This window comes from Butyrivibrio proteoclasticus P6B7, from assembly GCF_000622085.1.
GTDB lineage: Bacteria > Bacillota > Clostridia > Lachnospirales > Lachnospiraceae > Butyrivibrio > Butyrivibrio proteoclasticus_A.
On the sequence record NZ_JHWL01000004.1, the window covers coordinates 174,833 to 188,305 of the forward strand.

Below are 13,473 nucleotides of genomic sequence, written 5' to 3' on the forward strand. Positions count from 1 at the left end.
ATACATTCTTGTCAGATACAAACGGCGGATACGCAGAGGGAGATAACAGAGAGTGGCACCACCAAAAAATCACAGAGTATTTTACTGAGTGTGGCAAGATCTATGATACATTTGAGGAATATATAGATGAAGTAGCATTAGCGTTAAATGACTTTGTAAATGATTCAGAGCACAGGGGACCTGAAGCAGAGTCATCTAAGGCATTTGTCAATGAAAGACAGCTTGAAGCTGTTCAGGAGGCTATCTACTCAATCGAGCACCTCCATGGAATGATGATAGGAGGAAAACTATCTGATGAAATTTCACTGGTCGACGATTTCAACGATAAGGTTGATGCCAGTGAAAATGCCATAGTTAAGAGTCAGCAGCTTGATAAGATTATCTCAGATTACACAGACTATAATAATGACTTTAGAACAACATCAGACACCATCAAGACGGCGAGGGACGCCTGTCAGGAAGCAATAGCAGGTTGTTCTTTCCTTACATACTCCAAATTTACAGAGCCTGATCCTGAGCCTTCAAAGGAAGCCTTTGAAGCTTTCGTATCTGTAGAAGGTGAAGAGGGCTTTGTTCAGAAATTTAAAAAGACATATCTTGATTTCATGGAAGAGCATAGTGATGATTTCAGTAACAGCGAATTTATGGCTATCTGTCCAGCGCTTCTTGAGAATCTTCGAAATGTAAATGCTGCTCTTGGCGATGGTTCTTTTGACCTTACAAGGTACTATGAGACTTTCCAGAACGTTAAGTGGACAGACGTAAAAGATCTTCTTAGTGAGGAAGACAGGCAGAAATTCCTTAAGTTCTTGGAAACTTTTAGTCTGTACTTAAAGGGCCTTGTTCCAAGATGCCAGGTCTATAAATATGACCCTGTAAATATGTGTAATGGTAATTACATAAATGACAGAACTGATCTTACAGTTCCTGGAAGATTTCCTATTTCTTTCAGGCGTTTTTATAATGCCCAGTCAGATCGTGTGGGACTTCTTGGAAATGGATGGAGCTGTGTGTTTGACAGTCGTCTTGTAAAAGATAAGGATGACGATTATCGTTTAAACACATTTGATGGTAGAGAGCTTGTTTATAGAAAGACAACGCTTGGCAAAGAGGAGCTTTATCTTGAAATTCATGGAGAAGAGGGAATTCTTAGAGAAATTCAGAATGGCTTTAAAGTTACTCATGATAATGGCTATTACGAAGAATATGATGCCGATGGATTCCTTGTGGCTAAGGGAGACCATAATGGTGAGAATACAACTATAGTTTATACAACGATATATAGAAACGGAAACATTGAAGGAAATGCAGAACTGATTGCGCTTCCGGAAAGAGTGTCAACAAAGAGCGGGGCTATAGTTAAATTCATATATAATAAAAACGGATTATTAACAAAGATTGAGGACCATACTGGTAGGAGTTGCAGATATGAATATGAAGAGATAAAAGATGATAAAACATCCTCAATTGCACATAGACTTGTACAGATAATTTATCCTGACGAAACTTGTAGAAGATATAAGTACGATGATCAAGGAATGATTGTAGAATCTATAAGTCAGGATGAAATAGTGGCGCTCAAAAATGAATATGATTCTAAGAAACGTGTCATTCACCAGATATTTCCTGATGGTGGTGAGATGTCTTATGAGTATGACGATGAGAAGCATATCACTATTGCGACAGAGCAGAATGGATGTAAAGTTCAGTATCTTTCTGATGAGTTTGGAAGACATATTGGAACAAGATATCCTGAGCAGGGCGTAGAAGAAAAATACACATATAATGATAAAAACCAAAAAACATCTGTCACTGATAGAAATGGATTTACAACAAGATTTACATATGATAGTAAGGGACATATTACAGGGATAATAGGGCCTGAGGGACTTCATGAAACATATACATATAATGCTGAAGGAAAGTTGTCTTCAAGAAAGGATTCTGAAGGTAACAAGTACAAGTATAAATATGATCTCGAGGATAATCTTTGTTGCGTTATTGATCCAGAGGGCAATAAAACAAAATATGATTATAGGGATGGAATGATTGTTGCTATCAGAGACGCTGAAAACAACAAAACTTTATTTGAACAGGATAGGAATGGAAATATTGTTAAGATAGTTGATCCTTCAGGCGTGTGTTTGAATTATGAATATGATGAACTGAATCGTGTGAAGGCTACTATAGACGCAAAAGGTAGTAGAACAGAATACGGCTACGATTCTATGAATCGCATAGTTGCTATAAAAGATCCACTCTGTAATGAAACAAGTATTGAGTATACTAAATCTGGAAAAGTTCAAAAAGTAACTTATCCAGATGAAACCAGAAGAGAGTGGGCGTACAATTCCATCGGAAAACCATGTAGTTTTACTGATGAAGAGAATAATAGGACAAGACTTATATATGATACCTCTTGGAGAAAAGAAAAAATGATTCTTCCAAATGGGGGAGAAGTCAAATATGAATATGACCTTTTAGGTAATCTTGTATCTATTACAAATGCAGAAGGGCGAAAAACGGGATATGGCTATGATAAAACGGGAAAAATCATAAGTATGATGAAATATCCATCTTCTGGAGACGAAATGGATTGTCAGGTCACTGTGATGTCACGCAAATATGATGGGCTTGGACGTGTTAAAGAGGAAACTGATGGAAATGGTGGAATCAAAAAATACGATTATGATAAAAATGGTAATCTGCTGTCTATTATAGATGCCAATGGTGGTGAAACTAAATTTGCCTACGATAAGACGGGTAGACTTGTAGAGCGTATTGACCCAGTAGGAAATAGAACAAGCTATTCATATAACAAGATAGGAAAAATAAAGACTGCAGAATACCCTGGAGGTGTAATAAAAGAAAACCATTATAAGAGTGGTAGACTTGTTAAAGTCACAAAAAGAAATAGTTGTTCTGATAGCGAACAGTTACTAAAATCGTTTGAATATGATATCTGTGGTAGGGTATCAAAAATTGTAGAAAATGATGGCTTCTATACTGAGTATAGCCATGATAAATGCGGCAGAGTTGATAAAGTTTCTTTTAGTAGTGGCAGAACTATAGAGTATAGTTATGATAGACGAGGAAGAATAACACGAGTCAATGACTGTGGTTTGGTAACGAACTATAGTTATACCAAAACAGGAAAACTAAAGACTGTCAGTGATCCTATGGGATCTGGCATCAGATATGAATATAATGAGCTTGGTCTCATGACAAGTATAGAAAAAGTTGGTAATGCTAAAATTGCTGACAGAATTATAGCTGATGATCCCCGTAGACATATAACTTTATATGAATATGATGCAGCTGGTAATGTTACTGGAATTATAGATGCAGATGGTAATAAAGAGGAGTATCGTTATGATTATCTTGGGAACATTTCTGAACGTGTAGATCGAGATGGCAATTTAACAAAATATGTATGGGATCTTAATGACAATCTTAAACAAATTGAATATGCGGATGGTAATAAAGTATCATACGCATACAACGCTCTGAATGTCCTAAAAGAAGTAAGAGATTCATTAGGATTAACTCAAATAGAGAGTGACGATATTGGTAGAACAACAAAAGTGATTTATCCTGAAGGCGAAGAGGCGTCATATCTATATTCAGCTAATGGTAAGAAAGAGAGGGTAAACTATCCGAGTGGAACTTATATAGAATACAGGTATGATAATGATGGCAATCTATCTGAAATGATTTCTTTTGCAGGAGATGCTGAGGCTACAAAAGAGAATAAGATAGTTTATGATTACAATGATGGCTTGATTTCAAAGAAAGTAATGCCAAATGGTGTTCAGACCGAGTATAAATACTATCAAGGCGGAAAGCTTAAATCAATTAGGCATTACAATGAAAAGAAAACCTTGGATAGCTATGAGTATGAATATGATCTAGTTGGGAACACTATAAAGATTGTTCGTAGCAGGGATGAACTAGGTGACTATTCAGGAGTGTTTGATTTCAAATATGATAATAACGGTAGAGTCACAGAAGTGTTCCAAAATGGAATCAGTATAAGGAAATACCAATACGATGGCTTTGGCAACAGGGCATTGTATGAGGATAAAGATAAAACTTGCGAGTATTTCTATGATGAGCTTGATAGACTATGTCTTCAAAGAATAAATACCAAGAGTGAAAAGGATTCAGTTTCCGTTATTAGAGAATATGAATATGACAGAAGAGGAAACCTTATCAAAGAGAAAGAAAACCATGCAACTTTGTTGGAATGTGGATTTGATGCAGCAAACCATCTTGTTTTCCAAAAAGAAAAAGAAGTAAAAACACTGTATAGATATAATGGCCTTAATAAGCGAGTTGGTAAAACAACAAATGGTAAAGAAGAGAAGTATTTTACAGATCTAACAAAAGAATATGGTGATTTGCTAGAATTATCTTCTGGAGAGAATAAAGAGAGCTTTTTCTATGATGCTAAAAATGTAGTATCAATGAATAAAGCAGGGGTTGATTATTACTATCTCCATGATGAGGTGGGAAGCGTAATGCGATTAACAGGAACCGATGGAAGTTCTGCGCTTGATTATGCTTTTGACGAATTTGGTAATGATCTTTTGGGATGTTCTGATAATGGCTTTTCTTGGGCAAAATCTAGGAAGAATTATTATGTTGATGGAAATATAATACAGCCATTTGCATTTGCTGGTTATCAAATTGATGCAGGGCACAGAAATATGTATGCTCAGGCGAGATACTATGATAATCAATCAGGACGATTTATATCAAAAGATGATGAAATCTACATCTCAAAAGCTGAACCAGAGACTCATAATCTATATATTTATTGTGCTAATAATCCATTGAAATATACTGATCCAAATGGACATTACACGAAGGAAGAAGGAAAAGAAGCGCATTTAATGCTTCAAGCTTTGTTTCTGATGCAATATGGAATACCACAAGAAATAAATGGTGAAATTGTCCAGGGATTTGTTGAAGTTCCAATACCTGGAGCATCATCGAAGGGAAATGGAAATAAAGGATATGCTGACATGGTGTTGGTCATTGGGGATACTGCAGAAGTGTATGAGATTAAATCTGCTAATGCAGCTAATGAGTATATACGTGTTAATAATCCTGCTGATCCTGGTGGTAGCAAAATTACTTATCCAGAATTGGTTCAGCAACAGATTGATCGATATATTGGTTTGTTGCCAGATAGTCCTGGATTTGGACATATAACAGATGTTGAATATGGAACAACATTTAAGCCTCTGTATATTGTTCCTTCTTTGGAAAATAAAGGGCAATATATAGTTTATTTTACTCTCGAAGAAAATCCAGGAGTAATATATTACGAATATGTGGGAGAAATTCCTGATGGCCAGGAAGCTTTAGTAAAGGTTCCTGAGGAAGAATATATTGAGAAAGCTAGAAAAAAATTTAACCCAGATGCTTTAATAGAGCTAGAATATGAATTGGAAATGGAACTCGAATATTTAAAGCAAGTAAATTCCAATTCTTCTTTTAATTTTAATCTAAACCTTAATATTGATTGGAATATAGTGGGGACAATTTTGCTGGTATTGTCAGGAGCCGCTGCTGTATGTGCTATTATGGCGCTTTTTGGAGTTGAATTTGCTGCTGCTTTTGCAATCTTTTTACTTGTATCAGCGATAATGGAAGCAGCAAATAGTTGTGAGGCGTAAATATGAAGAATACATATCAAAAAATAATTAAAGAAATAATAGGGCCAGGAGCAAAGGAGCATGGGTTTACGTACTCATGCTCTGGAGCCATGATTATGACAAAACCATTGGCCATGTACACGCGTAAAGGTGATGGATATAATCAGATGATATATATATATCAAAATCTGATAGATCCAAAGGAAATAAAGTTTTGTTATAAAGGTTTAGAAACTAGCGTTTCATATATTTGCAAATCTGATGAGGATTTTAGAAATGCTGTTTTGGATATGGAAAAGCAACTACAAGAAGGCGGTTATGATGAATTAGATGAGCTACTTAATTCTCCATTTAGACTAAAAAGAGAGCAGAAAGAATACTTTAGAGATAATTTTGAAGCTTTGTGGAAAAAGTTTGAAGCTAATCATGATATGGGTGATACCAAAGATATAAAAAATGCGCTTATTCTTCTTGATGAATATTATAAAGAGGCGAATTTGATATCAGGAGAAGACTTATTGGATTATTTATTCCAGATAGCAGCGGAATATGGAAAGGTTATATTGGAGTTACCTAATTCCTATACTGAATGGAACGAAGAGTATGGGAAATTTTTTGTCAATCGATCAGATAGTACTGTCGCTAAAAGAAGAAATGATGTTCTTTTTCTTGTATTTAAGAGCTATGAGATAAAAGCTATGCCCAAGTTTGCAGCGAAGTATAAAGGATTGTTATCACTGGATGAAAAAAAGAGACTTCTGTAAATGAAGGAGTGTATGAAAAAATGATTAATTGTCCTTGTTGTGGATACCGTACTATTGACGATAGTATTATCCCTATTAATGAAATATGTGAGGTTTGCTATTGGCAGTATGATGAAATGGCAAATAGAAATCCGGAGAGGGTAGTAGGGCCCAATAGTGTCTCCTTAAATGAAGCTAGGGAAAACTATAAAAATTATAGAGCTTGTGAGGAAAGATTTATAAAACTTGTCAGAAAACCTTACGATGAGGAATGCATATCCTAAATGAGACATCGGTGGATTGGAAAACCGGAGCTAATATGTTAGAGACAATCAACAAAGAACTACGTAACTACAACTGGATGGATTTCGAAATATCAAATGGCGGAATGGATAAAATTCTTCTTCATGGATTTTTGGACGAGGCAGAAGAGGATACATTGTTCTTACAATTTGAAAATGTAGAGTTTATACAGTGCAGGACTAAATTCACCTTCGAAGGAAATGGTCCATTTCTTGAAATAATCGATGGTGAAGAGGCTAAGCAGATTAATATGGATTAGAAATGGAACTCGAATACTTAAAGCAAGTAAATTCCAATTCTTCTTTTAATTTTTATCTAAACCTTAATATTGATTGGAATATAGTGGGGACAATTTTGCTGGTATTGTCAGGAGCCGCTGCTGTATATGCTATTATGGCGTTTTTTGGAGTTGAATTAGCTGCTGCTTTTGCAATCTTTTTACTTGTTTCAGCGATAATGAAAGCAGCAAATAGTTGTGAGGCGTAAGTATGAAGAATACATATCAAAAAATAATTAAAGAAATAATAGGACCAGGAGCAAAGGAACACGGGTTTACATACTCATGCTCTGGAGCTATGAATATAACAAAACCATTAGCTATGTATACGCGAAATATCGAAGGGGTTAATCAGATGATATACATATATCAGAGCTTGATAGATATGGACGAAATAGTGTTTTGTTATAAAGGATTAAATAAAGGAATCAAATATAATTGTTCATCTGAAAATGAATTCAGACAGGCAGTGTTAAACATGGAAGAGCTTCTGCGAAATGGTGGATATGCTGAGTTGGATGATTTTCTAAAATCGCCTTATCGTTTGAAAACGAAGCAATATGAGTACTTTAGGGATAACTTTGAATTATTATGGAAGAGATTTGAGGCTAATCACTATATGGGAAATGACAATGAGTTATTTACATCGCTAGAACTTCTTGATAATTATGCGAAAGAGGCTAGTATGCTTGAGGGGGAAGCTTTAATAGATTTTTTATATGAAATAGCAGCTGAATATGGCAAAATAATCTCTGAATTACCTGATTCATATATGGAATGGAGTGAACAAGCAGAAATCTTTTTCGCCAAAAGAAAAGATACAAGTGTAATTCAAAGAATAACAAGTCCATTGGGATATGTTTTTAAAAAAGTTGAAATGAACAAGCCTATTATTTTTTCATCAAATTATAAGAATTTACTAACGCTTCAGGAAAAAAAGAGGTTGTTAAATAATTAATCGATACACGTAATAATGAAGAATACATATCAAAAAATAATTAAAGAAGTAATAGGGCCAGGAGCAAAGGAGCATGGGTATACGTACTCATGCTCTGGGGCCATGATCATGACAAAACCATTGGCTATGTATAAACGTACTGTTGATGGTTATACACAGATGATATATATATACCAAAACTTAATAAAGCAAGATGAGATAGTGTTTTGTTATAAAGGATTGAATAAAGGAATCAAGTATAACTGTTCATCTGAAGAAGAATTTGAAAAAGCTGTTGAAGATATGAAAGAACGGTTGGAAAATGGTGGATATGCAGAATTGGATGATATCCTTAACTCGCCATATCGGTTAAAGATAAGCGACCATGAGTACTTTAGGGATAGTTTTGAACTATTATGGAAGAAGTTTGAAACTAATCACGATATGGGAAAAGGCGATGATTTATTAACATCTCTAGAACTTCTTGATAAATTTGCTAAAGAGACTAGTGAGTTAGATGGTGAAGCGCTGATTAATTTTTTGTATGAAATAGCAGCTGAATATGGCAAAGTTATTTCTGAGTTGCCTGATTCGTATATGGAATGGAGCAAAGAAGCTTGTAAATTCTTTGCAAAAAGAAGGGATACAAGTGTAATTCAAAGAATAACATGTCCGTTAGAGTATGTATTTAAATCTTATGAAATGGATAAGGTCATTGTTTTTTCGTCAGATTATAGAGATTTACTTACGCTTCAAGAAAAACGAGACTTATCTATTAACTAAGTGAAAGGTGTAATCATAAAGGAATATAGCTATGAATTAGTCATAGCATTGAGGAAAGTGAATGAAAAATGACTAATTGTCCTTGTTGTGGATACCGTACTATTGACGATAGTTTTATCCCTATTGATGAAATATGTGAGGTTTGCTATTGGCAGTATGATGAAATGGCAAATAGAAATCCGGAGAGGGTTGTAGGACCAAATAGTATTTCCTTAAATGAAGCTAGGGAAAACTATAAAAAATTCGGAGCTTGCGAGGAAAGATTTGCAACGAATTCGCAGCTTTCATCAGATGATGAAAAAATCAACCAAGAACTAAGCAACTACAACTGGATGGATTTCGAAATATCAAATGGCGGAATGGATAAAATTCTTCTTCATGGATTCTTGGACGAGGCAGAAGAGGATACACTGTGCTTACAATTTGAAAATGTAGAGTATATACAGTGCAGAACTACTTTTACCTTCGAAGGAAACGGACCATTCCTTGAAATAATCGATGGTGAAGAAGCTAAGCAGATTAATATGGATTATTGGATCACCATTGGGAAAAAGATATTCCGCTTATCCAATACGAATATTCAGGCCCCAATGTATATAGTTGCTGATAAAGTGGAAAAAGTTTAACAGCAAGTTTTCTACCAAACCGACTAATTTATGCTAATTTAATACACGCAAAACCGTCAATAATGTATAATTAGAGTGATATCATAGTCTTATTGTGAGGTTTTGTATGGAGCAGCGCACTTATTTTGTTAGGGATTTAGACGAACTGAATAATTGCATCGCTGAAATCAAGGAGCTTCCTGCATTTAAGGAAGCTATGAGTGTGCTTGCCCTTATGTATGTAAATGGTTTTAACAGCGAGGAAGCAAGGCCTTACGTAGATGGTCTGAAAAGATCTATGCCTAAGGCTGTTGTTTCCGGTCTTGCTGTTATGAATAGTAGTGACAAATGGGATGAGAATGGCATTTCTATCTCATTTATTTTCTTTGAATCTTCAAAAGTAGATCTTTATACCTATGAGGCCTCCAGATATTCTGAGGAGGAGATCATAGATCTTTTTACCAAAGCAATAAATAATACGCCTGATGTAAGGGCGGTTCTTACATATCCCGTTAATTCAATTGGATACTTCTATAGAGTGCTGGACGCTGTGGCAGCAAACGTTGATGAGCACATTTCTTTCTTTGGAGAAATGGCCTGTTCAAATAATTACTATGTAGCAGATACAAGGATTTCTTCAATCTTTTCAATTGGAGATGGCATTATAAACTGGGGCTGCGTATTTGTAGTTCTTTCTGGCGAAAAGCTCAGACATGTGGTTAAGTATGTCCTTGGCTGGAACAGTCTTGGAAAGGCTATGCAGATAACAGCAAATGCTGAATACGACAGATTCGGCAATACTGGAATCACAGAGATAGACGGAATGCCAGCTGTAGAGATCTACAAAAAGTATCTGGACATAGATGTGGATGAGTACTTCTCAGACAACGTGTGTGAGTTCCCTATCACGGTACAAAGAAATGGTGCAATGATAGCAAGGGTCCCTATTTACACTAACGAGAACGGCGTGGTTTTCGTAGCCGGGGATATTGAGTCCAATGAAAAAATAAAGCTTTCCTTTGGAGTGCCCTTTGAAGTAATCAGGGCTGCCCAGAAGGCAGCAGAAGAAGTTGCAAAGTTCGGTTCCCAGGCCCTGATCATAAGCGTTTGCTATAACAGATATCATTTCCTCCATGAGCGGGCAACACAGGAAATACAAGGCTTTGAGAAGAATCATAAAGAACTCTTATATGGCTTTGGTGGTCCAGAAATCCTTAAGAGCCAGGGAAAGGGCGGAGTTCTTAATTCGGCCCTTGCAGTGCTGGGGCTTAGAGAGGGCGAATGCACCAAGGGTTCTGGGGATGTCATAGTAAGTGTTGAAGAAGAGAAAAAGGCGGTAAAACCTTTGCTGGACAGACTCATATCCTTTGTGGATGTATCCACCAAAGAGCTTGAAGACGCCTACGATGCTGCTAATCAGGCCAGCTCCTCCAAGTCATCATTTCTTTCAAATATGTCCCATGAGATCAGAACCCCTATAACTGCTGTCATGGGAATGAATGAGATGATCCTTAGAGAATGCAGGGATGAGCAGATAATCGAGTATGCCCAGAACAGCAAGACTGCCAGCCTTAACCTTCTTAGAATCGTCAACGATATCCTGGATTTCTCCAAGATAGAAGCCGGCAAGATGGAGATCGTTCCTGTGGAATACGAGGTGGCTTCTGTCCTTAACGACCTGGTTAATATGGTCCGTAAAAGAGCTGAAGATAAAGGCCTTGAGTTTAGGCTTAGTTTAGACCCAATGATCCCACACCTGTTGTACGGCGACGAGATCAGACTTAAACAGGTTGTGACTAATATACTTACCAACGCTGTTAAATACACTCATAAAGGCGGCGTTGTCCTTAGCGTGCGCTGGAAAGCCTGCTCCCTTGAAGAGATGGCAGAGCTTGATGACAATGTGGCAAGGAACCTTGAAGGCAACGAAAGGTTTGCAGATAATGAGGTCATTACCCTGGAAATCTCTGTAGAGGACACTGGAATCGGCATTAAACCTGAAGATATGGATAAGCTCTTTTCATCCTTTGAAAGAGTTGATGAAAAGAGAAATAGAACTATAGAGGGTACGGGACTTGGAATTAACATCACCCAGAACCTTCTTAAGCTCATGGGAAGTGAGCTTAAGGTAGAAAGTGAGTATAACGTAGGCTCCAGATTCTACTTCGATGTTAAGCAGAAGGTGGTGGACGAGACGCCAATTGGAGACTTTGAGGATGCCATCAGAAGGTCCCTGTCCGCCAAAGAGGAATACCACGAGAGCTTTATTGCTCCAAACGCCAAGATTCTGGTGGTGGATGACACCGAAATGAATCTTACGGTATTTAAGAACCTTCTTAAAAAGACTCGAATTCAGATTCATACAGCCACATCCGGACAAGAGTGTCTTGAGATGATAAAGAGAGAAAAGTACGACATCATCTTCATGGATCACAGAATGCCTAAGATGGACGGAATCGAATGCCTCCAGCACATCAAGGAGGATAGAGAGGGACTTAACTACGATACTCCTGTAATTGCCCTTACAGCCAACGCTGTATCCGGATCCAGAGAGATGTACCTGAATGCAGGCTTTGACAATTACCTTACTAAGCCGATCCACGGTGAGATCCTTGAGCAGGGACTTATGGAGTACTTGCCTGAGGATCTGGTGACAAGGGTGGACGTAGCCAAGCTTGAGGCTGAATTTGAGCAGATTCCTGTATGGATGACTAAGGCGCCCCTTATGAATGAAAAAATAGGCCTTAAGAACTGCGGTGATCTTGAGTCCTATACAAACGCTCTGATAGTGTATGCAGAGTCTGCTGACAATATGGATGAGGCAATTTATAAAGCCTGGAAAGAAGAAAGGATCAAGGATTATTCCATCAAGGTCCATGCTCTTAAGAGCTCATCCCGCGTGGTGGGAGCCATGGAGATTGGAGCTCTGGCGGAAACTCTTGAAAAGGCCGGAGATGAAGAGAACGTGGAGATGATAGATCAGCTTACAGACGAGCTTTTAATCTATCACAAGGCCTTTGCAACAATGCTTAATCGCTATCTTAAGAAAGAAGAATATACTACTCAGAAAGAGGAAATTTCTAAAGAGAAGCTGGCGGAAGCCTATATGACCATAAAAGAAATAGCCATGGCCTTTGACTACGACAGCCTGGTAACGGTAATGGATAACCTAAAAGACTATTATTCCATTCCGGAGGCAGAAAAGGAGAGGTACGAGAAACTCAAAAACGCAGTAAACAACGCCGACTGGGAAGAGATATTAACAATAGTGGAAGGGTAATTCTATGAATACTAAGCTATTACTCATTAACCAGGGCTCCACATTCATGGTGGACGCCATAGAGAATAATCTTAAGGAAGCGCACTTCGAAGTGTACAAGAGTGCTCTTAACGTAAAAGAGCTATCTAAGTACGTGGACGATTGTGAGGTCTTTTTAATCTACCTTGGAGACTATATCGCCAGCTGCGAAGAGGGGCTGGTGTTCCTTAAAGACAAGTTCATCGAGCAGGATAAATACGTGAATGTCATTGGGGATAACCTGGAAATTGAAGAATTTAAGCGCTATATGCCAGGCTCACTTATTGAGAATATGTTCCCAAGGCCACTGGACATCAAGATGATGATCGAGGTCATGCTTAACGTAAGCTCCAAGAACAACGAAGAGAACCTTAGAAAGACCATCCTTCTTGCAGATGACGATCCTGCCTACCTTAAGGTGGTTAAGAGCTGGCTTTCAGAAAAGTACAAGGTGATAATCGTTAACTCCGGAATGCAGGCCATTACCTACCTTGCCAAGAACACTCCTGACCTTATCCTTCTTGACTATGAGATGCCTGTAACCAGCGGCGCCCAGGTCCTTGAAATGATACGAAGTGAAAGTGCAACTGCTTCAATCCCAGTATTTTTCCTTACCGGCAAAGACGACAAGGAAACTGTTACCAAGGTTCTTTCTCTAAGGCCACAGGGCTATATCCTTAAGACTGTTAAAAAGAGAAAGCTCCTTGAGCAGATAGGTAACTACTTTGACATGACCAAGAACAAGATCCATCAGCAGGTTCTGTAGGCCTTAATCAAGAAACTATGTGGTTTGACTTTTGTCCTGATAAGAAGTAACTTATTATACAGATTGCTCGTGTTTTTTGAGCATAATAAGTATTTGTT

10 protein-coding genes are annotated in these 13,473 nt (G+C 37.5%); all 10 read left to right on the forward strand.

Going from position 1 to position 13,473, the window contains the following annotated elements:
* The first annotated feature begins 8 nt into the window (after nucleotides 1-8).
* Nucleotides 9-5,684, forward strand: coding sequence for a DUF6531 domain-containing protein (locus T541_RS0105495; protein WP_026651747.1), 5,676 nt, complete (start codon nucleotides 9-11; stop codon nucleotides 5,682-5,684).
* A gap of 2 nt (nucleotides 5,685-5,686) precedes the next feature.
* Nucleotides 5,687-6,427 carry a hypothetical protein gene (locus tag T541_RS0105500; RefSeq protein ID WP_026651748.1) on the forward strand — a complete coding sequence of 247 codons (741 nt, stop codon included), beginning with the start codon at nucleotides 5,687-5,689 and terminating at the stop codon, nucleotides 6,425-6,427.
* Between the two features lie 20 nt (nucleotides 6,428-6,447).
* Complete coding sequence (locus T541_RS0105505; RefSeq protein WP_034466165.1) at nucleotides 6,448-6,690, forward strand: CPCC family cysteine-rich protein; 243 nt, start codon at nucleotides 6,448-6,450, stop codon at nucleotides 6,688-6,690.
* A 35-nt stretch (nucleotides 6,691-6,725) separates the two neighbouring features.
* Entirely contained in the window at nucleotides 6,726-6,968 is a 243-nt protein-coding gene (locus tag T541_RS0105510) for a hypothetical protein (protein WP_155839466.1), read from the forward strand.
* 2 nt (nucleotides 6,969-6,970) lie between these two features.
* Entirely contained in the window at nucleotides 6,971-7,195 is a 225-nt protein-coding gene (locus T541_RS0105515; protein ID WP_026651751.1) for a hypothetical protein, read from the forward strand.
* A gap of 2 nt (nucleotides 7,196-7,197) precedes the next feature.
* Entirely contained in the window at nucleotides 7,198-7,944 is a 747-nt protein-coding gene (locus tag T541_RS0105520; protein ID WP_026651752.1) for a hypothetical protein, read from the forward strand.
* A 15-nt stretch (nucleotides 7,945-7,959) separates the two neighbouring features.
* The gene (locus tag T541_RS0105525; protein WP_026651754.1) at nucleotides 7,960-8,706 is read left to right on the forward strand and encodes a hypothetical protein; all 747 of its coding nucleotides are present in this window, start codon (nucleotides 7,960-7,962) and stop codon (nucleotides 8,704-8,706) included.
* 68 nt (nucleotides 8,707-8,774) lie between these two features.
* Entirely contained in the window at nucleotides 8,775-9,332 is a 558-nt protein-coding gene (locus T541_RS21075) for a CPCC family cysteine-rich protein (RefSeq protein WP_081779865.1), read from the forward strand.
* A gap of 106 nt (nucleotides 9,333-9,438) precedes the next feature.
* Complete coding sequence (locus tag T541_RS20575; RefSeq protein ID WP_051538109.1) at nucleotides 9,439-12,591, forward strand: response regulator; 3,153 nt, start codon at nucleotides 9,439-9,441, stop codon at nucleotides 12,589-12,591.
* 4 nt (nucleotides 12,592-12,595) lie between these two features.
* Nucleotides 12,596-13,375: a response regulator gene (locus T541_RS0105540; protein WP_026651755.1), complete on the forward strand. Its 780-nt coding sequence runs from the start codon at nucleotides 12,596-12,598 to the stop codon at nucleotides 13,373-13,375.
* Nucleotides 13,376-13,473: the final 98 nt, after the last annotated feature.